Origin of the sequence: Nocardiopsis codii, assembly GCF_036327455.1 — a bacterium.
Taxonomy (GTDB): Bacteria; Actinomycetota; Actinomycetes; order Streptosporangiales; family Streptosporangiaceae; genus Nocardiopsis; species Nocardiopsis codii.
This window is the reverse complement of sequence record NZ_JAUZMY010000026.1, coordinates 1-26590: the sequence shown is the minus strand read 5'-3', so window position 1 is coordinate 26590 and position 26590 is coordinate 1. Positions and strand designations below refer to the sequence as shown.

General features: G+C 70.0%; 50 protein-coding genes. 48 read left to right on the top strand and 2 right to left on the bottom strand.

The window, feature by feature from the left end; translation table 11 throughout:
- Window positions 1–29 precede the first annotated feature (29 nt).
- From Q8791_RS23155 to Q8791_RS23095, 13 genes are all read left to right on the top strand, one after another.
- Window positions 30–437: a hypothetical protein gene (locus tag Q8791_RS23155; protein ID WP_330093889.1), complete on the top strand. Its 408-nt coding sequence runs from the start codon at window positions 30–32 to the stop codon at window positions 435–437.
- 3 nt (window positions 438–440) lie between these two features.
- Window positions 441–692 carry a hypothetical protein gene (locus Q8791_RS23150; protein ID WP_330093888.1) on the top strand — a complete coding sequence of 84 codons (252 nt, stop codon included), beginning with the start codon at window positions 441–443 and terminating at the stop codon, window positions 690–692.
- Between the two features lie 27 nt (window positions 693–719).
- Window positions 720–1241, top strand: a complete 522-nt coding sequence (locus Q8791_RS23145; RefSeq protein WP_330093887.1) for a hypothetical protein — start codon at window positions 720–722, stop codon at window positions 1239–1241.
- A 76-nt stretch (window positions 1242–1317) separates the two neighbouring features.
- Window positions 1318–1728, top strand: a complete 411-nt coding sequence (locus Q8791_RS23140) for a hypothetical protein (RefSeq protein ID WP_330093886.1) — start codon at window positions 1318–1320, stop codon at window positions 1726–1728.
- Between the two features lie 347 nt (window positions 1729–2075).
- A complete protein-coding gene (locus tag Q8791_RS23135) occupies window positions 2076–2870 on the top strand; it encodes a deazapurine DNA modification protein DpdA family protein (RefSeq protein ID WP_330093885.1) in 795 nt (264 codons plus the stop codon).
- Window positions 2871–2886: 16 nt separating this feature from the next.
- Window positions 2887–3669: a tRNA(His) guanylyltransferase Thg1 family protein gene (locus tag Q8791_RS23130; protein ID WP_330093884.1), complete on the top strand. Its 783-nt coding sequence runs from the start codon at window positions 2887–2889 to the stop codon at window positions 3667–3669.
- A gap of 14 nt (window positions 3670–3683) precedes the next feature.
- Entirely contained in the window at window positions 3684–3935 is a 252-nt protein-coding gene (locus tag Q8791_RS23125) for a hypothetical protein (protein WP_330093883.1), read from the top strand.
- A gap of 27 nt (window positions 3936–3962) precedes the next feature.
- A complete protein-coding gene (locus Q8791_RS23120; protein WP_330093882.1) occupies window positions 3963–4289 on the top strand; it encodes a hypothetical protein in 327 nt (108 codons plus the stop codon).
- Window positions 4286–4870: a hypothetical protein gene (locus Q8791_RS23115; RefSeq protein WP_330093881.1), complete on the top strand. Its 585-nt coding sequence runs from the start codon at window positions 4286–4288 to the stop codon at window positions 4868–4870. Before Q8791_RS23120 ends, Q8791_RS23115 begins: the two co-directional genes overlap by 4 nt.
- On the top strand, window positions 4867–5262 hold the full coding sequence (locus tag Q8791_RS23110) for a DUF4326 domain-containing protein (protein WP_330093880.1): 396 nt from the start codon (window positions 4867–4869) through the stop codon (window positions 5260–5262). Before Q8791_RS23115 ends, Q8791_RS23110 begins: the two co-directional genes overlap by 4 nt.
- Before the next feature lie 18 nt (window positions 5263–5280).
- Window positions 5281–5976, top strand: a complete 696-nt coding sequence (gene thyX, locus Q8791_RS23105; protein WP_330093879.1) for an FAD-dependent thymidylate synthase — start codon at window positions 5281–5283, stop codon at window positions 5974–5976.
- The gene (locus Q8791_RS23100) at window positions 5973–6287 is read left to right on the top strand and encodes a hypothetical protein (protein WP_330093878.1); all 315 of its coding nucleotides are present in this window, start codon (window positions 5973–5975) and stop codon (window positions 6285–6287) included. The genes thyX and Q8791_RS23100 overlap by 4 nt, the downstream gene beginning before the upstream one ends.
- 55 nt (window positions 6288–6342) lie before the next feature.
- Entirely contained in the window at window positions 6343–6573 is a 231-nt protein-coding gene (locus Q8791_RS23095) for a hypothetical protein (protein WP_330093877.1), read from the top strand.
- 13 nt (window positions 6574–6586) lie between these two features.
- Here the strand turns inward: Q8791_RS23095 and Q8791_RS23090 are convergent, their stop codons facing one another.
- On the bottom strand, window positions 6587–6862 hold the full coding sequence (locus Q8791_RS23090) for a hypothetical protein (RefSeq protein ID WP_330093876.1): 276 nt from the start codon (window positions 6860–6862) through the stop codon (window positions 6587–6589).
- 135 nt (window positions 6863–6997) lie between these two features.
- Here Q8791_RS23090 and Q8791_RS23085 point away from each other — a divergent pair, with 135 nt between their 5' ends.
- The 29 genes from Q8791_RS23085 (at window position 6998) to Q8791_RS22945 (ending at window position 23350) form a co-directional block, all read left to right on the top strand.
- A complete protein-coding gene (locus Q8791_RS23085; protein ID WP_330093875.1) occupies window positions 6998–7228 on the top strand; it encodes a hypothetical protein in 231 nt (76 codons plus the stop codon).
- Between the two features lie 82 nt (window positions 7229–7310).
- The gene (locus Q8791_RS23080) at window positions 7311–8255 is read left to right on the top strand and encodes a Rad52/Rad22 family DNA repair protein (RefSeq protein WP_330093874.1); all 945 of its coding nucleotides are present in this window, start codon (window positions 7311–7313) and stop codon (window positions 8253–8255) included.
- A complete protein-coding gene (locus Q8791_RS23075; RefSeq protein WP_330093873.1) occupies window positions 8242–8793 on the top strand; it encodes a hypothetical protein in 552 nt (183 codons plus the stop codon). The genes Q8791_RS23080 and Q8791_RS23075 overlap by 14 nt, the downstream gene beginning before the upstream one ends.
- Window positions 8794–8927: 134 nt before the next feature.
- Window positions 8928–9140, top strand: coding sequence for a hypothetical protein (locus tag Q8791_RS23070; RefSeq protein ID WP_330093872.1), 213 nt, complete (start codon window positions 8928–8930; stop codon window positions 9138–9140).
- A gap of 60 nt (window positions 9141–9200) precedes the next feature.
- Window positions 9201–9713, top strand: a complete 513-nt coding sequence (locus Q8791_RS23065; RefSeq protein ID WP_330093871.1) for a hypothetical protein — start codon at window positions 9201–9203, stop codon at window positions 9711–9713.
- Window positions 9714–9804: 91 nt separating this feature from the next.
- A complete protein-coding gene (locus Q8791_RS23060; RefSeq protein ID WP_330093870.1) occupies window positions 9805–10131 on the top strand; it encodes a hypothetical protein in 327 nt (108 codons plus the stop codon).
- 69 nt (window positions 10132–10200) lie between these two features.
- Entirely contained in the window at window positions 10201–10917 is a 717-nt protein-coding gene (locus tag Q8791_RS23055) for a DUF2786 domain-containing protein (RefSeq protein WP_330093869.1), read from the top strand.
- A 63-nt stretch (window positions 10918–10980) separates the two neighbouring features.
- On the top strand, window positions 10981–11376 hold the full coding sequence (locus Q8791_RS23050; protein ID WP_330093868.1) for a hypothetical protein: 396 nt from the start codon (window positions 10981–10983) through the stop codon (window positions 11374–11376).
- Between the two features lie 176 nt (window positions 11377–11552).
- A complete protein-coding gene (locus tag Q8791_RS23045; RefSeq protein WP_330093867.1) occupies window positions 11553–11960 on the top strand; it encodes a hypothetical protein in 408 nt (135 codons plus the stop codon).
- Entirely contained in the window at window positions 11957–12196 is a 240-nt protein-coding gene (locus Q8791_RS23040; RefSeq protein WP_330093866.1) for a hypothetical protein, read from the top strand. Before Q8791_RS23045 ends, Q8791_RS23040 begins: the two co-directional genes overlap by 4 nt.
- A gap of 88 nt (window positions 12197–12284) precedes the next feature.
- Window positions 12285–12530 carry a hypothetical protein gene (locus tag Q8791_RS23035; protein ID WP_330093865.1) on the top strand — a complete coding sequence of 82 codons (246 nt, stop codon included), beginning with the start codon at window positions 12285–12287 and terminating at the stop codon, window positions 12528–12530.
- A gap of 126 nt (window positions 12531–12656) precedes the next feature.
- Window positions 12657–13151: a hypothetical protein gene (locus Q8791_RS23030; RefSeq protein WP_330093864.1), complete on the top strand. Its 495-nt coding sequence runs from the start codon at window positions 12657–12659 to the stop codon at window positions 13149–13151.
- The gene (locus Q8791_RS23025) at window positions 13148–13525 is read left to right on the top strand and encodes a hypothetical protein (protein WP_330093863.1); all 378 of its coding nucleotides are present in this window, start codon (window positions 13148–13150) and stop codon (window positions 13523–13525) included. Before Q8791_RS23030 ends, Q8791_RS23025 begins: the two co-directional genes overlap by 4 nt.
- Complete coding sequence (locus Q8791_RS23020) at window positions 13522–13941, top strand: hypothetical protein (protein ID WP_330093862.1); 420 nt, start codon at window positions 13522–13524, stop codon at window positions 13939–13941. The genes Q8791_RS23025 and Q8791_RS23020 overlap by 4 nt, the downstream gene beginning before the upstream one ends.
- A 60-nt stretch (window positions 13942–14001) precedes the next feature.
- Entirely contained in the window at window positions 14002–14772 is a 771-nt protein-coding gene (locus Q8791_RS23015; RefSeq protein ID WP_330093861.1) for an exonuclease domain-containing protein, read from the top strand.
- Window positions 14773–15071: 299 nt separating this feature from the next.
- Entirely contained in the window at window positions 15072–15515 is a 444-nt protein-coding gene (locus Q8791_RS23010) for a hypothetical protein (protein WP_407942040.1), read from the top strand.
- Window positions 15516–15525: 10 nt separating this feature from the next.
- Window positions 15526–16317 (top strand): RNA ligase family protein, encoded by a 792-nt coding sequence (locus tag Q8791_RS23005; RefSeq protein WP_330093859.1) that lies wholly within the window; start codon window positions 15526–15528, stop codon window positions 16315–16317.
- 83 nt (window positions 16318–16400) lie between these two features.
- Window positions 16401–17708, top strand: coding sequence for a DNA cytosine methyltransferase (locus Q8791_RS23000; RefSeq protein WP_330093998.1), 1308 nt, complete (start codon window positions 16401–16403; stop codon window positions 17706–17708).
- 11 nt (window positions 17709–17719) lie between these two features.
- On the top strand, window positions 17720–18091 hold the full coding sequence (locus Q8791_RS22995; protein ID WP_330093858.1) for a DUF2493 domain-containing protein: 372 nt from the start codon (window positions 17720–17722) through the stop codon (window positions 18089–18091).
- The gene (locus Q8791_RS22990) at window positions 18088–18390 is read left to right on the top strand and encodes a hypothetical protein (protein ID WP_330093857.1); all 303 of its coding nucleotides are present in this window, start codon (window positions 18088–18090) and stop codon (window positions 18388–18390) included. Before Q8791_RS22995 ends, Q8791_RS22990 begins: the two co-directional genes overlap by 4 nt.
- A gap of 3 nt (window positions 18391–18393) precedes the next feature.
- Window positions 18394–19311 (top strand): hypothetical protein, encoded by a 918-nt coding sequence (locus tag Q8791_RS22985; protein ID WP_330093856.1) that lies wholly within the window; start codon window positions 18394–18396, stop codon window positions 19309–19311.
- On the top strand, window positions 19292–19627 hold the full coding sequence (locus tag Q8791_RS22980; protein WP_330093855.1) for a hypothetical protein: 336 nt from the start codon (window positions 19292–19294) through the stop codon (window positions 19625–19627). The genes Q8791_RS22985 and Q8791_RS22980 overlap by 20 nt, the downstream gene beginning before the upstream one ends.
- Window positions 19611–19979, top strand: coding sequence for a hypothetical protein (locus Q8791_RS22975; protein WP_330093854.1), 369 nt, complete (start codon window positions 19611–19613; stop codon window positions 19977–19979). The genes Q8791_RS22980 and Q8791_RS22975 overlap by 17 nt, the downstream gene beginning before the upstream one ends.
- Entirely contained in the window at window positions 19976–20500 is a 525-nt protein-coding gene (locus tag Q8791_RS22970) for a hypothetical protein (protein WP_330093853.1), read from the top strand. Before Q8791_RS22975 ends, Q8791_RS22970 begins: the two co-directional genes overlap by 4 nt.
- Window positions 20500–20883 carry a hypothetical protein gene (locus Q8791_RS22965; protein ID WP_330093852.1) on the top strand — a complete coding sequence of 128 codons (384 nt, stop codon included), beginning with the start codon at window positions 20500–20502 and terminating at the stop codon, window positions 20881–20883. The genes Q8791_RS22970 and Q8791_RS22965 overlap by 1 nt, the downstream gene beginning before the upstream one ends.
- A complete protein-coding gene (locus Q8791_RS22960) occupies window positions 20880–21302 on the top strand; it encodes a hypothetical protein (RefSeq protein WP_330093851.1) in 423 nt (140 codons plus the stop codon). Before Q8791_RS22965 ends, Q8791_RS22960 begins: the two co-directional genes overlap by 4 nt.
- Window positions 21299–21646, top strand: a complete 348-nt coding sequence (locus Q8791_RS22955; RefSeq protein ID WP_330093850.1) for a hypothetical protein — start codon at window positions 21299–21301, stop codon at window positions 21644–21646. Before Q8791_RS22960 ends, Q8791_RS22955 begins: the two co-directional genes overlap by 4 nt.
- Entirely contained in the window at window positions 21643–21840 is a 198-nt protein-coding gene (locus Q8791_RS22950) for a hypothetical protein (RefSeq protein ID WP_330093849.1), read from the top strand. Before Q8791_RS22955 ends, Q8791_RS22950 begins: the two co-directional genes overlap by 4 nt.
- The gene (locus tag Q8791_RS22945) at window positions 21833–23350 is read left to right on the top strand and encodes a hypothetical protein (protein WP_330093848.1); all 1518 of its coding nucleotides are present in this window, start codon (window positions 21833–21835) and stop codon (window positions 23348–23350) included. The genes Q8791_RS22950 and Q8791_RS22945 overlap by 8 nt, the downstream gene beginning before the upstream one ends.
- A 151-nt stretch (window positions 23351–23501) precedes the next feature.
- Here the strand turns inward: Q8791_RS22945 and Q8791_RS22940 are convergent, their stop codons facing one another.
- Window positions 23502–24146 (bottom strand): hypothetical protein, encoded by a 645-nt coding sequence (locus Q8791_RS22940; protein WP_330093847.1) that lies wholly within the window; start codon window positions 24144–24146, stop codon window positions 23502–23504.
- Between the two features lie 136 nt (window positions 24147–24282).
- Here Q8791_RS22940 and Q8791_RS22935 point away from each other — a divergent pair, with 136 nt between their 5' ends.
- From Q8791_RS22935 to Q8791_RS22910, 6 genes are all read left to right on the top strand, one after another.
- Window positions 24283–24516 carry a hypothetical protein gene (locus tag Q8791_RS22935; protein ID WP_330093846.1) on the top strand — a complete coding sequence of 78 codons (234 nt, stop codon included), beginning with the start codon at window positions 24283–24285 and terminating at the stop codon, window positions 24514–24516.
- A gap of 83 nt (window positions 24517–24599) precedes the next feature.
- Window positions 24600–25094, top strand: a complete 495-nt coding sequence (locus Q8791_RS22930; protein WP_330093845.1) for a hypothetical protein — start codon at window positions 24600–24602, stop codon at window positions 25092–25094.
- Between the two features lie 10 nt (window positions 25095–25104).
- Entirely contained in the window at window positions 25105–25491 is a 387-nt protein-coding gene (locus Q8791_RS22925) for a hypothetical protein (RefSeq protein ID WP_330093844.1), read from the top strand.
- On the top strand, window positions 25488–25946 hold the full coding sequence (locus tag Q8791_RS22920; protein WP_330093843.1) for a DUF6221 family protein: 459 nt from the start codon (window positions 25488–25490) through the stop codon (window positions 25944–25946). Before Q8791_RS22925 ends, Q8791_RS22920 begins: the two co-directional genes overlap by 4 nt.
- Complete coding sequence (locus Q8791_RS22915) at window positions 25943–26377, top strand: hypothetical protein (RefSeq protein WP_330093842.1); 435 nt, start codon at window positions 25943–25945, stop codon at window positions 26375–26377. The genes Q8791_RS22920 and Q8791_RS22915 overlap by 4 nt, the downstream gene beginning before the upstream one ends.
- On the top strand, window positions 26374–26568 hold the full coding sequence (locus tag Q8791_RS22910) for a hypothetical protein (RefSeq protein ID WP_330093841.1): 195 nt from the start codon (window positions 26374–26376) through the stop codon (window positions 26566–26568). Before Q8791_RS22915 ends, Q8791_RS22910 begins: the two co-directional genes overlap by 4 nt.
- Window positions 26569–26590: the final 22 nt, after the last annotated feature.

The window sequence follows — 26590 nt, the reverse complement described above, 5'->3', positions numbered from 1 at the left end:
CGCCCCCACCCCCGCTCCCTGGAGAAACCGTGTCCCAGTACCCCGTTGACCAGATCATCGCCACCATCCGCGCGAACACCGCCGCCCTCCGCACCAAGGCCGAACGCCTCCAGAAGGAAGAGACCCAGTCCTACCGGGACATCATCGCTGAACTCGACGCCGACGCCCCGGAGTTAGCGAAGGTCCTCACCCGCGCGGCGAAGAACCTGCGGGAACACAACTACCCCGACGCCTACCGGCAGGTGACCCAGGTCGCCAACGCGCTCCCGTGGAAGGCCCGCAAGCCCGCACCGGACGAGTCCACGGACGTGCGCCGACTGCGAGACGCCGCCGCCGACGCCGAACGGCTCCTCGCCCTCCTGGAGAAGATCCGGGACACCCACGTGTCCACGTCCGAGCTGGAGCGGCTGGGCCTGCTCCGGTTCCTGCGGGTGTAACCCGTGCCCGCCCGCACACACACCCGGCCGCGCCATTCACGGTCCGGCCGGGTCACCCGAACAGCGTTCACCCACTGCCTGGCCTGCGGGAAGCTCGCGTTCTCCTGCCGCCGCCACGCCAAACGCGCCGCCCGAACCGGGTTCCCGAACGACCGCATGTCGGTCTACCGGTGCCGCGAGCTGGACGGCCAAGGGTGGCACTTCGGCCACTCCACCTGGTGGCGGTGGGAACGCGACCACCTCAACGCCGCCTAACCCCCACCCCTGAACAGGAGAACCACCATGCCGCAAACACCCGAGCTTGGCGTCACGGTCGTCACCCCCGGCGAGTACGCGCTACTGATCCTGGTCGACAACAACGGCCGGGCGTCCATGCAGAGCGGCGGCGTTGACCACCAGTTCGTGGGTGACCTCCTCGTCCGCCTCACTGGCCGATTCCACCAGACCAACGAACTCCCGATGCTGGTCACCGACGACCTCGCCGTGATGCTCACCAACTCCGGGTGGGCACCCCCGTTCAACCCGGCCGACCACGAACTCTCCCCCCGCGACTGGCTGGAACTCGTCGCGTTCGACGGCGACTGCCTGAACGAGGGGTTCGGCGTCATCGCCGTCGAGTACCCGCCCCGGTTCGAGAGCGAGGAGCTGACGGCCGCGATCAGTCACGGACCTCTCGACCGACTCAACGCCTTGCGGGAGCACTACCGCGACTCCGTCTACGCGTGGGCGCGGAAACCGGGAAACCGGCAGCGGCTGACGGCCTACGAAGACACGCGCCCCGACCGCGACGGCATCGAGGAGTAACCCCCGTACCGCCTGCCGTGGCCGTGACCACCTGCCCGGCCACGGCAGGCCCCACCCCCCAGGAAGGACACCCACCATGGGACTACTCCTCGACCTCCTCGCTGACGAGTTCCCCCACCTACGTCGCGAACAAGAGATCACCGCCGCTGTCGCCAAGGCGACGACCCCTGTCGAGGTAGCCCGCGCCACGGTCACCACCAATCCGGACGGGACCCGCACTGCGCACCCGTCCGCCGTGCTCACCGTGCCCGCTCTGCTGGACGAGATCGACCGGCTCAACGCCGCGCTGCCCGACCGGGGAGACAAGATCGCTGCGTGGCTCAAAGCCGAGCGCGACGAGCACCCCAAGAGCACCGTCCACTGGACGGCCCTTGACGAACTGCTGGACCTCTACCGGCTGCACGCCGACACCGGGACCCGGCTCGACCAGCACGCGTGCGAAGGCCGGTGCTGCGCCGACTGCGCGAGCGGACCCGACCGTGGATGAGGCCACCGGGTGCGGCACCTACCCCGGGGCTCGCCGCCACCGCCGTCACCACACCCCCCTGTGCGATCCGTGCAAGGACGCGGAACGCCGGTACAAGAGCAGGTGGCGGCGGGCGAGCGGTGTCTCCCCGGCCCACACGAAGCCCCCCCGACGCCCGGTGTGCGTGTGCGCGCCGTGCTGCTGCGACCACGGCGGCGAGTACTGCCGTCAGGCCGGATGCCGGGCGTGTGCCCCACCCGCGCCCGTGCCCGCCGCCCTGTAACCCGTTGGGGCCGCCCCACCGCCCGGTGCGGACACCCCACCCGACCCCACCCCCGCCGACCAGCACACACGGAGAGGAGTCCCCGGTGCGCTTCTACCTCGGAACCCACCAACCCGACTGGCTCAGCCACCTCAACCACCAGTGGTTCGAGGCCGACCAGGTCCCCCTGTTCGTGTCCCACCGCCGCCTCCAGGACCGTCGCACCCTGTTTCCCGCGAACACCCCGTGGGCTCTCGACAGTGGCGGGTTCACCGAGATCAGCATGTACGGCCGGTGGGTGACCAGCCCGGACACCTACGCCCACGACGTCCGCCGGTACGTGGACGAGATCGGCCGCCTGGAGTTCGCCGCCCCGCAGGACTGGATGTGCGAACCGGTGATGCTCTCCAAGACCGGTCTGACCGTGGCCGACCACCAGGCGCGTACCACCGCGAACCTCCTGGAACTGCGGCATATCGCCCCCGACCTGCCGTGGGCTCCCGTGTTGCAGGGGTGGGAGCCGGACGACTACCGGCGCCACGCCGACCTGTATGAGGCCGCCGGGATCGACCTCACCGCCGAGCCTGTCGTCGGCCTGGGCAGTGTGTGCCGCCGCCAGTCCACCGCGCCCGTGCACCGCCTGGTCGAGGAACTGGCCGCCGCCGGCCTCCGCCTGCACGGGTTCGGGTTCAAGACCCTCGGCCTCCGCAAGGTCGGACATCTGCTCGCCTCGGCGGACTCCCTCGCCTGGTCCCTGAACGCCCGCAAACGCCCCGCCATGGCCGAGTGCTTCGACGCTCACGAGCACTGCGGGAACTGCCCCAGGTTCGCCACCCGGTGGCGCCGCCAGCTTCTCGACTCCCTCACCCCGCCCCCGGCACCCTCCGCCTACGCGGCCTGACCCGAACAGGACCCCGATGGACTCCCTCAGCCTCGCCGACCGCATGAAGCAGTACGAGCAGGCCACCCGCCACACCCTCCCCGCCCGCACCTACACGATCCTCCGCGTCGACGGGCGGGCGTTCCACAGCTTCCTCCGCCACGCCGACCGGCCGTTCGACGGCGCGGTCATGGCCGCCATGGACGCCACCGCCGCCGCCCTGTGCGCGGACATCTCCGGGGCGGTGTTCGCCTACACCCAGTCCGACGAGATCAGCGTCCTGATCACGGACTTCGGGTCCGCGGGTACCCAGCAGTGGTTCGGCGGGGTCGTCCAGAAGATCGCGTCGGTCTCCGCGTCCGTGGCCACCATGGCGTTCAACGCCGAGTACGGGCACCACTACGACGGCGCGACCGCCACATTCGACGCCCGCGTGTTCACCCTCCCCACCCCAACCGAGGTCGCGAACTACTTCGTGTGGCGGCAACGCGACGCGATCCGCAACGCCATCTCCATGGCGGCCCGCGCCGAGTTCTCCCACCGGGAACTTCACCAGGTCAGCACCGCCACCGCCCGCGCCCTCCTCCTCGAACGCGGCATCCACTTCGACACCTACCCGGCCGGGGCCCGCCACGGGCGGCTGTGCACCCGCACCACCCGCGAGGAAGACGTGACGTACACCGACCGGCGCACCGGTACCGAGCGCACCATCCGCGCGGCGCGCTCCCGGTGGGAGACCGGCCCCGCCCCCCTGTTCACCGCGGACCCGGACGGTCCCCTGATCGAGTCCATCCCCGCTCCCGGCCCCCGCGCCGCCTGACCGAACGGAACCCCTTGGCCACCCACACCCACCGCACCGTCACCACCACCCGCCACGAATGGGAGGTGCCCGCGAACCCGGCCGGCAACTCCCAGATCGGGGACTTCTGCCGGGCGTTCGACGCCGCCGCCACCCAGTACCGGCGCGAGCACGGCATACACGCCGACGACCCGCTGTCCGACGACGCCCTCCAGGTGACCGGTCAGGAGGACGGGGCTGTGGTCATCAGCTACGAGGCCCGTACCGCCCTCGCCGCATCGCGCTAACCCCACCCAGAGAACAGGACCCCACCGATGACCCACCCCACCCCCACCGACGCGTTCGGCCGCCCCATCCACGTAGGCGACACCGTCGTGGTGTCCGCCCGCTCCCACACCACCAGCCCCGGCCTCATCAACGCCACCGTCACCGGGTTCGGGCGGGGCGGGGAACTCGTGCACCTGGTCGTGGCCGCCGTGGGCCGCGAACAGGGCCGTGCCTCCAACGAGGAGGGGCAGCAGTTCCGGCGCCAGACCGGCCGTGTCCAGGTGATCGTGTCCGCCGCGCAGGCCGCCGACAACGCCCGGGTCCTAGCGGAGGCCGCGGCGGCTGGACTGGTCCCTGAGGCGGTCGCCCAGTGACCGCCCTCGAACCCCAACAGGACGCCGCCCGCATCCTCGCTGACATCCGCGCCCGGGTCGCCGCCGACCTTGTCTCTGACGGACCGCTCACCCAGGAGCAGCGCGACCGCTTCCACCTCCTGGACATGTTCGACCAGCTCACCCAGCGCGCCCACGACTACGGGGCTCAGACTGCGACCGACATGCGCGAGCAGATCGCCGAGTGGGCGGACACCTCCCGCCTGTACGGGAAGCGCGCCGGTACGTACATCCGGTCCATGCTGCTGCCCCCTGCCTCCAAGCCGCCGGTGGCGACGTTCACCCTCACGGCCGAGCACGTCACCCTCCTCCAGGCCAAGGACGACCACGACCCGGATGCGAAGCGCCCCTACGGGAACAGCGACGTACCGGTGGACGTGGCCGACCTCCTCGGCTGGGACGTCGACGTGTGGGAGGACGCTGCTGCGCGGGACCGGGCCCGGGAACTCCACCACGAAACAGGTACCGCCCTACAGGTCATCCTGTCCGCCGGAACCACCACCCCCGGCGTCTACCACCAGGACCAAGACGACAACTGGACCCCGGCTGGGGCCACCCCGTGACCGCCCCCGCCCGAGTCCAGCGCTCCCGCACCCGCGGGTGGAAAGCCCCGGCCGGTACCCGGTACGTCGGGCGGCCCACCCGGTGGGGCAACCCGTTCGTGGTCCGCCCGGTCGGGGACGTGTGGATCGTCGTGGACACCGGCCGCGGCCCTGCCCGGGAACGGTCGGTGCGCGTGTCGGGGGAGCCCGGTGTGCACCACACGGTGGTGGATGCCCGTCGTGCTGCCGCTGACCTGTACGCCCTGCACATCGGTCCCATGGGCTTGTACGAGTTCGGTGCCGAGGACCTGGCCGTCCTCCGGGCCGAGCTCGGCGGCCGGGACCTCATGTGCTGGTGTCCGCCGGGCCCGTGCCACGCCGACACCCTTCTCACCCTCGCCAACCCCACCTGAACCCAGGAGAACCCCACGATGCCCCACCCCACCCCGCACCCTGCCACGCTCGAAGTCCTCCTCATCGCGTCCACCCAGGTCCACACCACCCCCCAGCTCGAACGCCGGACCCCGTTTGACGCCGAGCACCTGGCCGAGTTCGCGGGCCGTTCCTGCTACCTGTCGTGGGAGCGGCCCAACCCCGCGACTGCGCACACCAGCGACTACCTCGCCAACATCATCCGCCAGGGCCACCTTTCGGTGTTGGAGCACGCCACGGCCACGTTCTACATCACGGGCGTGTCCCGGTCGCTCACCCACGAACTCATCCGCCACCGGCTCCTGTCCTACTCGCAGGTGTCCCAACGGTTCGTGGACTTCTCCCACGCCGAACTGATCACCCCACCGGCGGCCCGCGGCGATCGGGCGGCGTGGGAGATCCTGGAGGACGTCACGGCTTTCTCCCGCGACGCCTACCGGAAGCTCGTCGACCTCTTCACGGAGCGGGGTTACGGCCGTAAGCAGGCTAGGGAGGCGGCGCGCGCGGTCCTGCCCGGTGGCACGGCCACGGCCATCGTGGTGACCGGTAACCACAGGGCGTGGCGGGAGATGATCGCCAAGCGCAACGCCCCCGGCGCGGACGCGGAGATCCGCGAACTCGCGCAGGAGCTGCTTCGTCGCCTGTCCGGGTTGGCCCCCGCCATCTACGCCGACATGGTCAAGGGCCCCCAGTGACCCGCCGGAACCGGCGCCCGGCAGCCGACCACCCCGACCTCATGGCCGTTCTCGGACTCGACACCCCACCGGCCGAGGGCATGGTGGACGCCCGGCCGGCACGCGAGCACGCCCGTCGTCTCCTCGACGCGAAGTGGGGGACCCGCAGTATCGCGCTCCGGGCCCAGGTGTCCCGCCACACGGTGCAGGCCCTCGTGAAGGGCCGCACCACGAGGGACGCGCCGACGCGCCAGGTACGGCCGAGCACGGCCGCGCGAATCCTCGAGATCAGCTTGGAGGAGGTGCCGCCGTGCCGCCCGAAGCATTCGTGACCGGGGTGGTGGTCGTGCTCCTGGCCGTGGTCGTGGTCCTCATACTCAGGTCCCCATGACCGTCCGCCGGGTCGTGTACCAGGGGCAGGCGGTGTACGTGCTCACCTGCTTCCGATGCGGGACCGCGCACCTCCCGCCCGCCCCTCCCGCCTACGCATCCACGGCGCGCGCCGCCGGGCGGGACGACGGGTGGCAAGCAGACCGGCGCACCCAGGAACGGAAGCCGGACCTGTGCCCTCCATGCCAGAACACCACGAAGGAGCACCCGGGCGATGCCAGCGAGTGAGAAGGCCGGCGTTCTACCCCTCCGCGGTTTTGCGGTTGGACTCGCCGAGCTTCCGGCCGCGGTTCTTCTTCCGCTCCTCCATCTCGGCGTCGGCGCGGGCGACTATGGCGCGCTCCTCGGGAGTGCCGTGTTCGGCGAAGGCGTCGCGGATGAGCTGGTTGAGGTACGCAGCTCGGGCGCCCTTGGTGTTTATGCCGGTGACGCGTTTGGCGATGGGGTCGAAGGCTTCCCAGACGTCGAAGTGTTCGCGGAACTGGCGGGGCTGGTTGGGGTTTTCGTCGGTGGCCATGGGGCTCTCCTGGGTTCGTTGTGTAGCTACACATCATGCCATGCCAAATGTTGTGTAGCTACAGTACGTCTGATAAACTGTAGCTACAGAACATCGGGAAGGGAAGCCCGATGATCACCACCAGAAAGGCCCACCATGACCGTCGCCCTCGCCCCCGCCCCGACCGTCATCCTCCCCCTTCCCGAGGTCATCGACCTCCCCGGCCACATCACCGGCACCGAGGCCAAGTGCCCCGAGTGCGGGGAGGGCTGGGAACTCGACAGCCTTCTCGTGGTCCTCCCGTCCCTCGCGGACGTGGACGCCGAACTGGCCGCCGTGCTGGACGAGCACCACGCCGAGAACCGGCGGTGCGCACTGGCCGCCTGACGGCCCCGGCCGCCCCCACCCCGCCCGGGGGCGGCCCCCTACCACCCACCTATCCATCCCGCTCATGGAACAGGATCACGCTTTGACCGTTGCCATTCCCGAACCGGCCCCGACCCCCGTCATGGATGGGCTCGCCGCCCAGCTTCACAACCAACGGGCCGGAACGATCGACCTCACGGACAGGCAGGTTGCCTACCTGCTCGGCGAACTCCGACAGGACCGTGTTCGCGTCCACCAGGGCAACAGCTACCTGGAAGGGTGGGACGTCCGCCGTACCCTCACTCGCATCTTCGGGTTCGGCGGGTGGGAGCTGACCACCACCGAACTGAAGTGCATCCGCGAATACAGCGTGCCCAGCGGCACCGACAAGAAGAAGTTCCGGTGGTGGGCTTCCTACCGGGCGCAGGTCCGGTTGACCGTGTACGCCCCGGATGGCCGCAAGATCGCGCACTTCGAGGACGGTTCCGCTGGCGAGTCCGCGAACCAGCCTTCCCACGGCGACTGCCACGACATGGCCATGAAGACGGCCCTCACCGGCGCGCTGAAGCGGTGCGCGGTCAACCTTGGTGACCAGCTCGGGTTGTCGCTGTACCGCAACGGCGACACGGAACCCGTGGTGCTCGGAAGCCTTCCCCACGTGAAGGACAGGACCACCACGGAGGTAGCCGAGGGGCCGGGCGTGGCGGAGGAACCGGCGGACATGTCCGAGGTGGGCGGAACCCAGGAAGCACAGGAGGAGGAGCGGCCCGCCGATCAGCCCCCGGCCGCTGTCGCCACCCCCGCGCCGGACCCGGCCGCCCCTCCGGCCCCGGAGATCACCCCGGAGGAGTGGGCGAAGAAGTTCACCGCCGCCCTTCCTGACGCGGACCTGGACAAGCTCGGCGTCATGCAGGCCGACCTGTCCGAACGCCTCAAGGCGAAGTGGATTGCGGTGCCGGTGGCGCGCAACCTCATGACGGAGCTGAACCGTCGCCGTGGTGAGGCGAAGAAGGCCGCACAGGCGGGGGGTGCTGGTGACGCCGCGTGACCTGCGGCTGTTCCTGATCCTGGCGAAGGTCGTCGGCAAGGAGATCAAGAAGGCCGACGACCTTCACCGGGCGGAACTGCTCGAAGACGAAGCGGCTGCGGACCCCGACGACGCCATGGCCCCGGGGGAGCGCCGGGCGGTGCACGTTCGGGGTGCGGACGGCAGCCGGGTTGTGGTGGGCCATGTGCGGGCCGATGCGGCCCCGGTGACGGCCCGTGTGGTGGACGAGGAAGCGTTCACCGAGTGGGTTTCGGAGGTGGCGCCGGATGAGGTTGTGGTCCGTGTGCAGGTACGCGAGTCGTTCACTGCGGCTGTGTTGAAGCAGCTTCGCCACCAGGGGAAGGCCGTGGACCCGTCGACGGGGGAGCTGGTGGACGTGCCCGGGACCGAGTTGGAGTTGGGGGACCCGGTGATTGTGGCGACCCCGGTGAAGGGTGCGGCTGAGGTGCTGGAGGACGCCCATCGGAGGGGGGTGTTGCCGCAGTTGGCGGGGTTCATGCGGCAGATCGGGCCGGGGGAGCCTCCCCCTGAAACCTGATGTTGTGTAGCTACAGAACATCTGATAAAGTGTAGCTACACAACGGGGAACGCCCCGAAGTGAGGCGGGGGGCACGCGACCCAACCACGACTCGCTCCCCCCGCCACCCACGCACCACCAGAAAGGGCCCCACGATGACCGCCACCGCCCAGCAGACCCCCAATGTCTTCGGCATCAAGCCCGGCGACATCGTCTCGACCGCCAACCCGTGGGCGGGAGAGACCACCGTCATCGTCACCGAAACGTTCGAGCATGACGGCGCGATGTACCTCACCAACCCGGACGGGTGGGACCACACCCTCTACCCCGGCGACGAGTTCCGGTACATCCACCAGGCCCGCCGCTAACACCCCCCGGGCCCCGACCCCCGGGGCCCCACTCCCCGCCCCTACCAGAAAGGCCACACCATGCCCCAGACCGCCGACTCCCTCCAGGACATCAGCCACGCCGTCGCCGCCGCGATCGACGCTGAAGCCGCCGACGAGGCGTGCCACTGGGCGCAGGATGGCCTTCACCGGCAGGGCTTCAACGCCGCCGTGATCCCCCTCCCTGAGGCCGCCCCCAGCACCGACGCCGCGATGGACCACGCCCAGTTTGACAAGGGCACATGGCCGTACACCGGCACGTTCTATGCCAACCCCACCCCCGCCGGGATCGAGGTGTGGCAGTTCGGCGACCTACCTGACGAGGATCATCCCCGCCTGATCATTCCTTGGGATGACGCTGTCGGCCTCCTCCCTCAGCTCGCCCGCCTGGTCCAGGACCACAAGGCCGAGCAGGCCGCCACCCGGGAGAAGAAGATCGCGGAGTACGCCGCCCGGATGCACGCCGACCCGAACGTCTGCCCCCTGTTCGACGCGGAACTGTGCGAATTCTGCAAGCGCGCCGCCACCTACGCCGTGGACAACCCCCCGGCCTGACCCCCACCCGGTGGGGTGCCCACCCCGGGCACCCCACCACCCACCCCACCACCCACCCCACCCTCACCCCGCTACCCGGATCGGACCCACCATGACCCACACCCCCAGCCACAGCCACGGTCTCGCCCTCGAAGGCATCAACGACCTGATGGACCACTCCGAAACCCTCCTGAAGCAGGCCCAGGAACTCGCAGCTGACTTCTCCTGCGTGGGAGGTGGTGACTGCGGACTCCTGGACAGCGACCTGTCCGACATGGAAACGCACCTCGCGTCCGGGCTGCTGGCCGTCGCGGACGTCCGCCGGATCACGGAGCTGGGCATCGGCCGGGAGATCGACAGCACCCACCGCGACGAGGCCGCGAAGCTGCGGGCGGAGAACGCGGAACTGCGCGCCCAGTTGGCCGCCCGCGCCGCCTGACCCACCCCCAACAGGGGGTCGGGAAGGGAAGCCCGGCCCCCACCACCCACCAACCAGAAGGAACCCCTAATGAGCACCATCCCCGAGACCACCCTGAACAAGGTCCGCGCCCTGCTGGCCAAGGCCGAAGCCGCGTCCACCGACGCCGAACGCTTCGCCTACACCGCGAAGGCCAACGAGCTCATGGCCCGCTACAGCATCGACGCTGCCCTCCTCGCCGCCAAGCAGGGCACCACCGACACCCCCATCATGAAGTCGTTCACGATCACCAACCCCCGCGCCCTGGCCAAGGCCAGGCTGCTGATGTCCATCGCGAACAACGTGCGCTGCAAGGCCCTGCGAAGCAAGCTCCTCAAGGGCCGCGTCTTCGTGGACGTCTACGGGTACCCGACCGACATCGAGCGCGTGGAGATCCTGTACACGTCCCTCCTCCTCCAGATGGCCAACGGCCTCGAAAGCACCCTGGTGCCGTACTCGGTGGACGCCCGGAGTTTCCGCCGGTCCTGGCTCATCGGGTTCGCCCTTCAGGTCGGGAAGCGTCTCGCGGAGATCGAGCAGGCTGCCGAGGACGACACCACCCCCACCGAAGGCCAGTCCACCGCCCTCGTGCTGCGGGACCGGTCCAAGGCCCTGATCGACCTGGTCAACGGCAACGTCCCGAAGACCAACATCCCGAAGCGCGCCCCCGTCGACCCGCACGGATACAAGGCCGGGAAGGACGCCGCCGACCAGGCGGACCTCGGCCAGACCCGGGTGACCACCGGCCATCTCGCCCTCACCTCGTAACCCACACCCCCGAGGGGCGGCCCCACACCAGGGCCGCCCCACCCCCTGAGGAGAACCACACACATGACCCCCGAACAGCTCACCCGCCAGTACATCGCCGACTGCTACAAGGAAGAACGCTCCTACGAGAACCACCGCGTCCAGCTCCTCACCAACTGGGAAACCAAGGGGCACACCATCGTCAGCGGCCACTACAACGGCAGCAACGACAGCTGGAACATCACCGACTACCGCAACGGCAAGCTCCTCGCCGAGGGCACCGGTCACGACGAGTACAACGCCGTGTGGGACAGCCGCGGCGCCCAGTGGGTGGACTACGACCACGCCACCCGCCCCCTGGACGACCACCTCACCTACCCGGAACGCCCCGAGGGGCTACCGGACTCGTTGTGCGACGCGCTCGCCCAGTGGGTGGACAACAACCCCGAGGACGCCGCGGCATTCCTCCTGGACCTCTGACACGCCGGTGGGAGCCCACAGCAGGCCAGACCCCCGCCTGGCCGCCGCGACCTTCCGCGCAACCAGACGCAACACGAACCTGAAGCCGTGCAGCCGCCGCCTCATGGAGGACCTGCGGCGAACCCCCGCGCCGGCCCCGTACACCGCCCGCCACGCACGACAGGAGAGCACCACCGATGAGCAGCAGTAACGACCCGATCAGCATCGAACAGTTCCGGGAACGCCACGAGCTCCCCGTCGGAACCGCGCTCGCCCTCACCCCCGGGGGCCGCCGCGACTGCGCCGTGTGGATTCCCGACGACATCGCCATCCCGCACGGGTGGGTGTCCACCGGGAACCTCACCAGCCAGTACCGCAAGATCCGCCCCCACGAGTACAGGTCCGCCGGGCAGGCCGCGTTCGACGACCTCAACCGGATGGAAGCCCCGGCCCCGGAGGTCATCAACGCCACCAGCACTCCGGACATGGAGACCGCGTACATGGTGCTCGCCGCCGCCGAACGCATGGGCCCGATCGAGGTCACCCGGCACGACGGAACCACAGTCGTGTTCACCCCCGCCCCCACGAAAGGCCCGCGCCGATGACCCCCACCGCGACAACCCTGGAACGCGAAGCGTTCGACCGCCGCCGCCTGGTCGATGAGTACCGCGGCCATTGGGTGGTGGACCCCGCCACGGTGGACCACACCCCCACGGGTCGGTGCCCCCTGTGCGGAGCCCCGCAGGCGGACCGTGACGTGTGGGCCGAGCACATGGCAGCGCACAACGGACCGGCCCTGTCCTGGCTGGCCCGGTGGCAGGACACCCACGCTGACGCCTGACGCCCGAGCGCGAAACGGGGCCCGCCCGGGGCGAGTGAGACGCCCCGGGTGGACCCCACCCCCCACCGTACCGAGGAAGGAACCCCCCATGCCGCCCACCAACCCCCCGGCCGGCCGCCCCCACCCGGACATCATCCAGGCCGCCAGCTACCACGCCGACGAGATCGGCCAGCACCTCCGCGCGCTGGACGAGGCCCTGTCCGCCGCCGACGAGTTCGAGGAGACAGGCACCGGTTTGGAGCCCGCGGTGGTGGAGCTGGACCGGCTCATCGCTGCGGCTCGCGCGGCGAAGGCCGCCCTGTCCGCCCGTCCCCGTCTGACCGTCGCTGCCTGAAAGGACCCCGCTGTGGATCGTCACATCGCCGCGTTTGGCCTGTTCATCCTCGCCCCCACCGTTGTCGCCTTCAACATCTGGCTCGCCGTCAACGGCGGGTTCTGACCCTCCCAGAAGGATCACACCATGCCGACTTACACCGTCACCGCCATCACATGGGCGAACACCACCCACACTGTCACCGCCGCCACCCCCGAGGAAGCCACCGAACACGCCCTGGGCGACGCCCCCAACCTGTGTCACCAGTGCACCGGCGGCCGTCACGGGACCCCGGGCCTTGAGGTCGGCGATGACCTGGAGGTCACCGGTATCCACGACGAGGACGGCAACGAGTACCCGGTGGAGGACACCGAGCTGGACCGTTTGCGCGCTGAGGTGAAGGAACTGCGCGCCCGCCTCGCCGACATGGAGGGCCCCTCCACCACCTACCGGGTTCGTGCCCAGGGGTGCGACGGCACCAACGACGCCCTCGTGGACCTCTCCCCGGCCGGGGCTGCTGCCGCCCGGCAGGTGTGCGACTCCCTCACCGCCGCGTCCCGCTCCGCATGTGAGCCGACCCTGTCCATGGTGGACGCCTCCACCCTCCGCCCGGACGAGCTGCCCGACACGGACGAGTCGTGACCCGCCGCCGCCCGGCCGCCAGCCAGATGACCATCGGCCACGCCGACCCCTCCTACGAGGAAGTACGCCGGACCGTTCTCGCTCAGGTGGTGGAGGCATGGGAGGAGCTGGAGGAGGCCCGCCGGTGGGCACAGTACGACCGCCGTGACTACGGGGCCAAGGACCGGCTTGCCCGCGCCCGGGTGCGGTGGGCGATCGTCACCGACCAGCCCCCCGACCCTGTCGAGCTGGCCATGGGGTACCGGCACGGGTGGATCGAGGACCTGCTTCACCGCGCCCCACCCAACCCCGCACGTGCCGCCCCCTCCCCGATCAACCCGACCATCGCCCGCGCCATGCAGTACCTCGAAGACGCCGAAGGAGCCACATCATGAGCCCGAAGCCCGCCCACGTCACCGCCGCGGAATCCGTGGTCGACCAGCTCGACCTCTACAACAACCGAGGGTTCGTCCGCGAGTTCGTGGGCCCGACCGGGGTGGCGTGGGAGCAGCTGGCCGCCGCCCTCCTCGACCAGGACACCGCCCCGTTCACCGGCCGCCAGTGGGCACGCAACGTCGCTGACACCGACCGGGGCGTCCTGCTCTTTGCCGCGGACCTGGCCCTCAACCGGTGGGGGGTCGACCAGTGGGACGGACCCACCCTTGCCCTCGCCCGGGTCGCGTTGCGGGTTGCTGCCGCCTGCCCTGTTCGTCGCGCCCACACGCAGATGGGAACCGTGAACGTCGCTGTCGGAAACCACACTGGGACTCTCGTCCAGGCCGGGATCGTCCACGGCGGCTTCAACCTCTGACCCCGCCCGGTGGGGTGCCCCCGCCCCGGGGTACCCCACCCCCTCTGACAGGAGAAACCCATGATCCCGATGACCGGCCTCGACCTCGAAACCACCGGCACAGACCCCGAGGACGCCCGCATCGTCCAGTACGCGGTCGTCGGCACCACCCCCGACCTGGCCGACGTGCAACAGCTCGTCAACCCCGGCGTGGACGTCCCCGACGAAGCCGCCGCCATCCACGGGCTCACCACCGACATGGTCCAGGCGGAGGGTATCCCCGCGCTTCGGGCGGTCGCTGAGATCGTCGCGCACATCGCCGCTGGCGTGGCCGCCGGACGCCCTCTGGTGGGGCACAACATCAGCTACGACCTGACCGTCATCGACAGGGAGTGCCGGCGACATCTCGGCCAGGGGTTGGAGGAGCTGGTGGGGGCCCCGGTCCGCCCGGTCGTGGACACGGTGGTGTTGTCGAAGAAGGTCGACCCGTACCGGAAGCGGGTGTCGGAGACGCAGGGGGCGCACGCGCTGCGGACGTGTGTGGAACACCTGGTCACCCCCCGGTGGCCTTCGGTGGTGTGGGACGAAGAGCAGGCGCACGGCGCCCGGTACGACTGCCGCATGTCCCTGTACGTGGCCGCGGCCGTGTTGTCCCGCCCGGCCCTGTCCCGGCACACCCCGGAGAGTTTGCACGACGCCCAGGTGGGGTGGAGGGCTACCCAGTGTGCGTCTCTCCAGGCGTACTTCCGGAACCCGGGGAAGGCCGGGGAGAACCACGACCCGCACTCGGTGGTGGACGGGCGGTGGCCGATCATCCCGGCCGAGCCGAGGCAGGAGACGCTGATCCCCTAACGGGGGGCGGGCGCTGGGGCTCCGCAAAATTTCGCGGGAGAACCCTGCCCTCAGACCGCTAATTAGCGCTAATTTGCGGTATAGTTGAGGCAGGAAGTCACCCCCTGAAAACCCCTGGAGTTTCGGTGCCCGCCTTTCCTCGTGCGTACTGTTCGCACTGCCGCAAAGACGTTGCGGTAAATCGTGACGGTCGGTACCGGACTCATGGGCGTCTGCCCTACGACGGGTGTTCCGGCTCCGGCGCTTACGCCCGGCCGTTGCTCTTTCTCGACGTGGATGGGCCACTCAACCCGCACTACATGGGTCGGAACAAGGCTCGCCGGTTGGGCTACCAGCGGGACTGGATCAACGGGTTCGACGTCCGCCTGAACCCCTCCCACGGCCCCGCCCTCCTCGACCTACCGGTCGACCTGGTGTGGGGAACCACGTGGGAGCACGACGCCAACAAGATGATCGGGCCCCGAATTGGGTTGCCCGAACTGCCGGTGTGCGAATGGTCGAAGACCGAACCGCAGGGTATCGACCGGCGGGTCTATTTCAAAACCCCGGACCTTGTCGATTACGCCGAAGACGCGCGCCGCCCGTGGATCTGGGTGGACGACGAGATCACCGACGCGGACCGCGAATACGTCGACGGGACCGCGACCGTCCCCGCACTCCTCCACCACGTGAACCCCCGCGAAGGGCTCACCGCCGACGACTTCACCGCGATCACCGCGTGGGTCACCAACCTCAATCCCTGAAAGCAACCCCATGCCCATTCTCTCCAAGTGGCTTCACACGCACATCAACTCCGCGACCCAGTACCCCAAGATCCCCACGTTCCAGAAGCTGGGGGAGAAGGGGGTCCTCACCAACGAGCACAACACCGTGTTCCCCACTGATCAGACCGTGATCGTCACGGAGAAGGTCGACGGCACCAACGCCCGCGTGATCGTGGACGCCTCCGGGGATCTGTTCATCGGCTCCCGGGAGCACCTGCTGTACGCACGCGGTGACCGCATCCCCAACCCTGCCGAAAACATCGTCCACACCCTCCGCCCCCTCACCTGGGGCCTTCCCCGCCCTGACGACGGCCTGGCCGTCTACTACCTGGAGGTGTACGGCAGCCACATCGGGTCCGCGTGGAAGCAGTACACCGGCCACCCGGGCGAGTTCGGGGCCCGCCTGTTCGACGTCGCGTACATCCCCATTGAGGCGTTGGACGGCCCGGTCGAGCGCATCGCCGCGTGGCGCAAGAACGGCGGCCAGCAGTTCGCGAACGAGGCACAGCTCGCCCAGCTCTCCCACGCGTCCGGCCTCCCCCTCACCCCCCGCCTGGACATCATCCCCGGCTCCTGTCTGCCCACCACCGTGGCGGAGACGCACCCGTACCTGTGCGCGATCGCCGGGGAGACCCGGGTCGCGTTGGACGAGGACGCCCACGGCAACGCCGAAGGGATCGTGATCCGCACCCCGGACCGGTCCCACATCGCGAAGGTCCGGTTCAAGGACTACGAGCGCACCGCCCGGAAGGTTGCGGAGGCCCGCGCTAAGGCCGCTTGACCCCCACCCCCCAGCGGGGCGGCCGGGAGGGAAGCCCGGCCGCCCCACCACCCCGAACCGAAAGAGCACCGTCCGTGATCACCATGGCTGACTACTTCTGTGGCGCCGGAGGCAGCAGCACAGGCGCTATCCAGGTACCCGGCGTGACCATCGAGATGGCCGCGAACCACTGGCCGATGGCCGTCGACACCCACAACCGCAACCACCCCCACACGCGGCACGACTGCGCGGACCTGTCCCAGGTCGACCCCCGCCGGCACCCCACCACCGACATCGGCTGGTTCTCCCCTGAGTGCACGAAGCAGACCAGGGCGCAGGGCGTCAAGAGGTCCGCCCGCCAGCAGTTCGACCTCTTCACCAGCAACGACGAGATGGACAGCGCCGAGCGCAGCAGAGCCACCATGTGGGACGTCATCCGATTCGCGGAGTTCCACCAGTACCGGTACGTGATCGTGGAGAACGTCATCGATATCCGGGGCTGGGCGCTGTGGCCCGCCTGGGCGATGTCGCTCAGCTGCCTCGAATACGAGTTCCGGTTCATCAGCCTCAACAGCATGTTCGCGTCTGCGCTCGGCGACCCGGCGGCCCAGTCCCGCAACCGCGGCTACATCGTGGCGTGGCGCAGGGGCGAGACCGCCCCCGACTTCGACGCGTGGCTGCGGCCCTTCGCGGACTGCCCCACCCACGGGCGTGTGCAGGCCGTGAAGAGCTGGAAGAACGGGAAGACCTACGGCGAGTACGGCCCCCAGTACATCTGGCGGTGCCCCCGTGTGGAGTGCCGCAACACCCAGGTCCACCCCCGGGTTCGCCCGGCCGTCGACATCATCGACTGGACGGTCCCGGCGCTGCGCATCGGGGACCGCACCACCCCGCTCGTGCCCAACACCATGCGCCGCATCCGATCCGGGGTCGCCGCCTACGGCCGCCCGGTCGAGGACGGCACCCATGTGAAGCCCTGGATCACTGAGCTGCGCGGCGGCGGCTCCAAACACCGGCCGATGGCGCACCCCCTGTCCACGGTGACCGCCGGAGGAAATCACCACGCCGTCACCATTCCGGACCTCATCTACCCGTATTACGGGAAGTCGGCGCTGCGCCCCGCTGGTCGGCCGCTGCCCACGGTCACGACGGTGGACACGTGCGCGCTGCTGGAGGGCGGAACGATCCGGGACGTTGATGACCTGCGGTACCGGATGTTGAAGCCCCACGAGTACGCGGCGGCCCAGCAGTTCCCCGCGGACTACCAGTGGCCCAAGACCAAGAGCGAGTACTTGGTGCGGATGGCCGGGAACGCCGTGTCGACGAACGCCGCCCGGGACCTGGTGGGCATGGTTGCCGCGCAGATGGACCCGAGCATCGTCCCGACGTGGAGTCTGGGGGCGGCGGCATGAAGCTTGTGCTGGTGACCGGTGGCCGAGACTACGGCGACCAGGACCGGGTGAATGCAGCCCTCGAACAGGCCCACGACATCCTGTGCGGCGACGGTGAGCCGCCCATGCTGATCCACGGCGGAGCTTCCGGAGCGGACGCCCTCGCGGCGAAGTACGCACATGCGCACTACTGGCCGACGACCGTGTTCCCGGCCAACTGGTGGCGGCACGGGAAGGCGGCCGGGCCGCGCCGCAACCAGCAGATGGCGAACACGACGGCGGACTTGATGGCCGACCCCGGGGACGCTGTGTGTGTGGTGTTCCCCGGTGGGCGTGGGACCGCTGACATGGTGCGTCGTGCGGAGGCCGCAGGTATCCGTGTCGTGTTCGCGGGGGAGCGGTGAGTACCTCGCTGCCGGGGATGCCCACCCCCCTCGACGGGATGCCCACCCCCGCCTTCCGCCCGGCGCGCGCTTGGTCCGACTACCCGAACCGCATCCGCGTGTACGGCGGCCGGAACCCGCACGCCGCCCGCGAGGAGCCACCGGGCCGGGGCCGGTACCGGCAGTGGACCCACCGCACCGCGTGCGACCGGGTGTCCGATGCCGGGATGGGCCGCCGAATGAGTGACCACCTGCTTCCCGACACCACCCCCGTGGCCTGCCGAGCCTGCCTCGACGCCCTTGGACTTAAGGAGACCTGACTCATGGGCCGTGAAGTGCGCCGTGTCCCCCTCGACTTCGACTGGGAGATCGGGAAGGTGTGGGACGGTTTCCTCCTCCCCAAGAGCCTGCACGAGGACTCGTGCCCTGACTGCGAATCCGGGTACTCCGAGCGCGGCGAGTACCTGCACAAGCTGTGGTACGGCAACGTGCCGTTCCGGCCGGAGGACAACGGGTCGACGCCGTTCACCGTGGACACCCCGGCCGTGCGCGCGTTCGCGGAACGCAATGTCTCCCGCTCCCCCGAGTTCTACGGGATCGGTACCGGCCCCGACCTGACCGGGCGCGGTGACGCTGCTGTACTCCGCGAAGCCCACCGTCTCGCCGACCACTGGAACAGCGGGTGGGGTCACCACCTCAACCAGGACGACGTGGACGCCCTCGTAGCCGCCGGACGGCTCATGGACTTCACCCACACCTGCAAGCCGGGGGAGGGGTGGAAGCCCATCGAGCCGACACCCCGCCCGACTGCCGCCGAGGTGAACGAGTGGTCGCTGCGCGGGTTCGGCCACGACTCCCTCAACGCCCACGTCGCGATCGAAGCCCGGTGCGCACGGGAAGGCGTCCCCGCCACCTGCCCGACCTGCGACGGCCACGCCACCGTCGAGGCGTACACCGGCCAGCGCGCCGACGCCGAAGCGTGGGAACCCACCCCACCGCCGACCGGCGACGGCTACCAGCTCTGGTCCACCACCACCAAGGGGCACCCGGTCTCGCCGGTGTTCGACACCCCGGTCGGGCTCGCCCGGTGGATGACCACCAAGGCTGAAGGGTGGTCCCGGGCTTCCTCGGTGGAGGCCGCTCTGCGGTTCATCAACGCCGGATGGGCGCCGTCCATGGTCGTGTCGGCCGCTGGGGTGCAGCCCGGGGTGGAGGTCATGGGTGCACGACGTGAAGCCTGATCAGGTCCCTAACCGGCTGCCAATGTTCTCCATCAGCGATTCCCACGGCGACGAGATCAGGGTCATCCCGGGCGGGGCAGGGTTCTCCGGCCTGTTCGTGGTCGTCAACAACTCACGGGACGGGTGCGCCTACTCCCTCAACCGGGAGGAAACCGTCCGGCTGCGGGACTGGCTGGACACCCACCTGGCAACCCACACCGGACCCAACGAACCCGCGTCACGGGATGACCGGTGTGGGTGGTGCGGACACGATCACCTCGCCGAGATGGGGATGGACACGAACGTTCGGGACGAGTCCGTTGCCGATCCGTCCTGAGAACCGGGACCGGTACCCGGACGACTGGCCGGACATCTCCCACCGGATCAGGTTCGACCGGGCCAAGGGCCGGTGCGAGTGCGACGGCCGGTGCGGGCGCGGAACCCACACCGGCCGCTGCCCCAACCGCCACGGCGGCACCGCCTACGGCACCGGGTCCCGCGTCGTCCTGACCGTCGCCCACCTCGACCACACCCCGGAGAACTGCGAAGACGACAACCTCATGGCCGCCTGTCAGGGCTGCCACCTGCACTACGACAAGGCCCACCACGCCGAAACCCGGGCCCGCACCCGGGCCGCTGAACTCCTGGCCGCTGGCCAGCACCCCCTCTTCACCCTGGAGACCCCATGACCACCACCCGCGTCACCCTCGCCCCCGTCACGGTGACCGCCGTCCGGCACACCGGCCCCGGCACGGCCGAGGAGATTCGCGCCCTGGCCGAAGCCAGCACCACCCGACGTCCCGCGTTCCTGCCCCCGCAGGGCTTCGACCGGGCCCGCGTGTACCTGGACGACCAGCGGGCGATGGTGCCCGTCCCGGAAGGGCATTGGGTGGTCGTGGTTCCGTCCTGCGCCCTGGTGGTGCTGTCCCCGGACGCGCTGGCCAGCATCCGCCCCGCCGCCGCCTCCTACGACCAGTACGACCACATCCGCCCCGGCCGCAAGTTCCGTGACCTGAACCCGATGTCGTCCACGGTCCTCAAGGTGCGGGGGTACGTGGACCCGCACACCGGCCGGGTCAGGGTCAGCGACGTGCACGGGAAGCGGGAGCGGCCGATCAAGGCGTCGTCGCTGCGCCCGTCCGCGACCAAGCCGAACGGCGGCCGGTACGTGTCCGGGTTCGCCCCGGTGGACAGCGCGGACCTGGACTGATGCTGACTACCACCCACCGCGCCCGGAAGGCCCGCACCTGCGACCGGCAGGAGTGCACCTCCCAGATCCGCCCCGGCGACCTGATCGTCCGCACCACCACCCCGCCCGGCCGCCACCACCTGTACGGCGAAACGGGCTGGGTGCGGTCCGTCACCCACGCCGGCCGGTGCCCGGTCGAGGGGCCGACCGTGGCCGAGTGGAACGCCGCCCACCCGGTCGGTACGCCCGTGCTCGCGTGGCCCGGCGCCCTTACCGACGAGCCGCTGCGCACCCGCACCCGCAGCCGCGCGTGGGTGCTCGACTCCGGTTACCCCGTGGCCATGGTGGACGGCTACGCGGGCGGCATCCTCCTCACCCACCTCACACCTCTGGAAACCCCGTGACCCCCGACGAGCGCACCGCCCGCCAAGGCGAAGAACGCGACCTGATCCGCCGCACCATCGCACACCTCCGCGCCACCGCTGATGGTGCACCGCGCGGCCCGTACACCCTCGACCCGCACACCCAGAAGGACGGCACCCGCCTCCTCCTGGCCGACGACGGCGCCCCCATCGCCCACGTCCGCTACTGGGCCGGTGGCCTACACGACGACACCGGAAGCGAGGAACAGACCGGCCAGCACCTCGCCCTGTGGACCCGCCGGGCCGCGTACACCACCGCGCGCCTACTCGACTACACCGACCAGGCCATGGGGGACGCGGCCCCCTACCCGCCCCACACCCCGGACGGCACCGTGTGGAACGAGACCGTGGCCCTGTGCCGGACGCTCCTCAACGAACACCGCAGGAAGGCTGACCAGTGAGCGACGACGAAGTCCGCCAGCTCCTCGTGCACCCCGTCCTGTGGCCGCACCTCACCGACTGGCTGAACAGCCGCGGCCTGGACATCACCCAGTTGAGCGCGGCCGGTGAGGACCTGGCCACGTACACCGTCAGCCCTCGCACCCTGGGGACGGCGGTGTGCCGGTCGTCGTTCTGCTCCCGGTCGGGGGTGAACGCGGCGGGGTTCTGCTGTCACGGATGCGCGGCCCACTCCCGGTTCGGTCGGGAACTACTGCACGGGCCCTGGTGCGACGACGCGAACCCCGGGGTGGAGAACGCCCCCACCTCCCGCGAGAACCGCGCTACCCAGAAGGACATCCCTTGACGACCCCTGACCCCGCGAAGGTCGACGAGTACATGCGGACCGCTGAGAAGCAGCTCCGCAACACCGACTTCCACCGCGGCGACGCGCCCGCCCGTGCCGCTGTCGCCCGCGTGTGGTTGGACATGGCCCGGCTCCAGCACGACCGCGTCCGCGACTACGCGGCCCTCACGAAGGAGAGCCCGACCGATGGCTGACCCCACCCTCCGCGCCCGGATTGCCGCCGCAGCGCTCACCGTGCCCATCCGGCTCGGCCCGGCCACCATCCGCAACGCCCAGGCCGGACACACCATCACCCGCCTGTCCGGCAGCGAAGCAGACCACATCTCCCACGTCGTCATGGACGTCTTCGCGAACCGGGTCGACACACCAGCCGAGGGGTACGACCCGCGGGCCGAGGTCGAAGCGCACTGGGGTGGTGACCCGGAACAGCTCATCGCCGCGTGGGAGGACGACCAGGCACAGTGGAGGGCCCGCGTGAAGGAGCTGGAGGACGCCCTGTTCGAGTGCGGGAAGGCCGCCGAAGCCGACGACGCCCCCAAGGACACCGAGCACCTGGCCGGTTGGGCGACCGCCGCTGTGAGCGCATACGTCCAGAAGACGGAAGCTGACCGGGTGCGTCGCCTCGCGTACACCGAACGCCGTGTCGAGCTGGCGCGTGGGGCCGAAGCCAAGACGTGGAAGCGGCGGATGCGGGAGGAGAGGGAAGCCTTCGACGCGGAGATCGCCGGGCAGGACCAGGAAATCCGGGGCCTGACCGCCGACAACGCCCGCCTCCAGCGGCTCTCCGATCGGCGGTGGGTGGGGTGGAGGTCCGCGTGCGCCCGCGCTGTTGACGCCCGCGAGGACGCGAAGACCGAACGCTTCTTCGCCCACGCCGCCGAGGAGGAACTGGTGAAGTTCCGCCGAGCCCACAAGTCCCTCCAGAACACCGCCACCCGCTACCGGACTGACCGCGACGACGCCTGGCACACCCTGGAAAACCAGGAGGACGAGGACGTGATCCGAGAGGAAGGCCGGCGGGAAGGTATCGCCGAACTGGTGGCGCACCTGGAGAACGTGGCTGCCGAGGCCCGCACCGGCCGGGACACCGGATACCCGGAAGAGTCCGAGGGGTTGGGCCCCACCCGGTGGTGTCTGCTCACCGACCGCGCTCACTGGCTTGCCCGGAAGTACGCGGATGGGCGAGGGGCGCCGGTGCCGGACGCGACCGCCCGCGCGCAGGCGTTGGAGAAGGAGCTGGAGCGGGTGCAGGGACGCCACGCCTGTGAGGTGGTAGGGCTCCGCAGGGAAGTCGCAGACTGGAAGCGCTGCTACCACGCCCGGGAGCGGTGGGCCTACGAACTTCAGGCCGAACTCCACGAGGTGCGCACCACCACCCGCCGCCGGGAACTCGTCCTCGCGGACCGGCTACGCCGCCGTGGTGAACGCCTCCGGCACGTGGAAACCCGCTACGCGCTGTCCGAACTCGGCGCGAACCACGTCAACCAGCTGTTGGAACTCGCGACCCGGTTCCAGGACGGCCCGGTCACGGTCACCCCACACGGGGAGGGGAAGGGGTGGCGGTGCTCGTGGCCGGCCCCTGACTGGCCGGGCAACCCGGGGCAGGGCCCCACACTCACGGAGGACCACGTGGATCGTTTCGATGCGCTCGCCCGCGCTTCACAGATCAGCGCCCAGGCCGAGGCGGACGCTGCCCTTCGGTGACTCCGTGCTGTCCGGGGCCCTCATCAGCCCCGGGCTTCACCGTTCAGTAGAAGGTCACCGGATCATGCGGCCACGGAACTGCCGCGAGCGGGTGCCGGCGCTCCTTCACCCGCCGGCCCCGGAGCTTGGGATGGTACCGGGGCCCATCCGACTAGTAGTAGGTGAACGGTTCACGCGGCCACGGAATCGTTGCTAGTGGATGGCCGCGTTCCTTCACCCATTGGCCCTGAGTACGCACGAGCCGGAACTTCCACCACCCCTCCCCGTCCCGCCGCCGTGGCCGGAGGCTCCTCCAGTGCCAACGCCAGTTCTCGTACTCGTGGTTTCTGCGTAGGCCGATGCGGTGACCGTGTTCCCGCAAAGGCCGGAGCGTAATCCATCTAACTTCCAGGTACGGATCTTCCTTTTGGTGATTGAGGGGTGGAACTACGAACTTTACTTCCAGTGGATCATTGCCCTGAGTGATCAACGATCGGCGCAAGCTTTTGTCGCCGTTCGGTGCCTCTATTCGGTGGACTCCCACGGGGTACACGCGCACGTGGCGTGCTGCCCTGTCGCCCACGAACCGAACCGTTACTGACATGTTGAAGGCTTCGGTCTCATAGTCGATCTTCTCGAATTTAGTAACATTTGGCGGTACCTTTTGTTCCTTCAATTTGCTGCGTCCGACATCGAAAACCCAGCGTTGTTTTGGCCGGTCTAGCCATTCCCAGCGGGCCACGATGACGCCCGCGACGGCAGCGATGACAGAGAAGGCCAACGCTCCCACGTTCACCGTGTCCATGTTGATGTCCATGGGTGAACGGTAGCCGCCGGTATGGACACCCGAGCACCACCCTTTCACCTGAACACGCGCACCCCCGAAACGCCTGTTTGGCCTCTGACCTGCGGGAATGTTGAATATGCGGGGGTCGGGTGGAAGCATCGAACTCATGGACGAAACACCCCCTGAGAGCAGGCAGCTCACCCCTGTCCCGGTCCCCGCGCGCATGCCCCAACCCGGCGGGTTCGTGCACGGGCTGCGCCGGTTCACCGCGTGGCTGCTCGGCATGGGCGCCCCCGCCCTGTGGATGGTCGGGATCTGGCATGCGGACTGGATGTACCTGTGGCTGTCCCTGCCGTTGGTCGTCGCCGCGGTCCTGACCGACCCCGGTCGGGGTGTGTGACATGGCCGCCCTGGTGAGGTGGATGTGGTCGCGATGTCGCCGGGTGCGGGTGCGGGTGTGGGTGTGACCCCGGGCCGGGACTGATGCACCGGGTCGTGGAGGTGACGGTGCCGGGGGACATGGCCGTGTTCCAGCGCGCCCTTTCCGGCGCCGGGTTCACCCCACCCCACGGTCGTCCCGGGAGCGTGTTCGCCACCCCGGGGTGGGGTCACGTCGGCCCCGTCACCGCCCGGACCGTGTTCGCGTACCGGTGGGGGCCCCGGCTGGCAGACGCCGCCCACCCCACCGTGTTCCACCCCCACCGGAGCGGGGAATCGCGTCTCACCCCACCCGAACCCGGGGCGGAACCCACGGCCGGGTTCGAGCCGGGGTGTGACCGGCGCGGGGCCCTCGAACACCTGGGGTGGGCAGTGTGGCCGGACGGGAGCCGGTCCCTGCTGTGCCCCGACCACCAGGTGGCGGAGAGGGAGCGCGCTTACGCCCGCCGCATGGCCGAGTGGGGGGTGCGTTCCGACTTCCGCCGGTTCGTCTCCGCTCTCCCCCCGCACGCCTACCTGTACCTGCCCGACATCCGCTAGGAGCACCGCGTTGAGAGTCCGCTACCTGTGCCCCATCGACTCGTGCCCGTGGGAGCACGCCGAGGACTACGGTCCCGAGACGGTGGCCATGGTCAACCTGATGGCGTCCACCTCGCAGCAGTACCGCATGGTCGAGTTCGAGCTGGCGGCCCACCTCGGCTCCCACCCGGTAGAGACCTGGGCCGGGGAGGTGGCCCGCCTGAAGAGGGAGCTGCGGGCGGCCCGGCAGACGCGCACGTTCGCCGGGTTCCGCCTGGAAACCTCTGACCAGGTCCCGCCCGGCGCCGTGCTCGTGCTCCCCCCGCGGGTTCCGTCCGCTGACCAAGACCCTGACGTCGAGCATGTGGACGGCCGGCCGGTGTCGGGGATGGCTGTGATCCGGGTTGGTGGCCGGTGACCATCGTGGAGTTCATCCGGGCCCGCCTGGACGAGGACGAGACCGCGGCCCGAGCCGCCACCCCCGGCCCGTGGGAGGCGGTGATCCACCGGGCGTCCCCGGAGCAGATGCGGCGCTGGCGCGCTGGGGCCGCGCTCCTCGGCGGGGCCGTCTCCGATGTCGTCAGGGTCGAGGTGCTTCCTGCGATCGAGCTGGAGGGCAACGGGGACGGTGGGGTGGGGTCGGTCGAGGACGGTGTTCACATCGCCCGCTGGGACCCGGAACGGGGGCTGCGGGAGGTTGCGGCGAAGCGGGCCATCCTCGCCGAGCACGAGAACGGGTTCCCGGGCCTCGACTACTGCACTTCCTGCCGGTACGGCCATGAAGTCGCCCCGTGGCCGTGCCCGACCGTCCGCGCGTTGGCCGCCCCCTGGTCCGACCACCCCGACTACAACCCCCAGTGGAGCCCCCAGTGAACCCCCGCCCCTGCCTCCTCACCACCTGCACCCACACCCACACCCCCCGCACACCCACCCGCGACACCACCGAATCCCGGGTCACCGCTATCGTCCTCACCGCCCGCGACCACAGCAAGCACCTGGACACCCACACCCCCGACGAGTTCGCGACGGAACTCCTCCGCCTCGACCCCGGCCCGGCCATCCGCGCGACCCGCATGGGCGCCCCTGTGGTGTTCAACTGCCCGGTCCGGGGTTGTGGTTGGGAGCGGACCGTGGACACCCGCCCGCACGGGTTCTGGTGGACGCTGATGGTCGGGGGCCTTCTGAAGCGGGTGACGGCCGGGCACGAGGCCCGGGAACGGCACGTGCGCAAGCACCTCCGGGCCGAGCTGGTGGTGGAACTGGCCACCCGCGCAACCGTCGCCCTCACGGGCGGTCCGAAATGAGCTGGAAGGCCGGCGGCATCACCTTCCTCGTGCTCGTTGGCGGGACCGGGTTCTTCGCCGCCTGGTCGCTGCTGGCCGCCGCCGCGATCCGCCACGGCGACCCGCTGCTCGCCCTGGTCGCGGTGTGCGGGCCGATCATCGTCGCCGTGTCCCTGCTCGCCGCAGTGCTGTTCGCGGGAGCCGAACCGTGACCCCGCCCCCGCCCCCACCTTC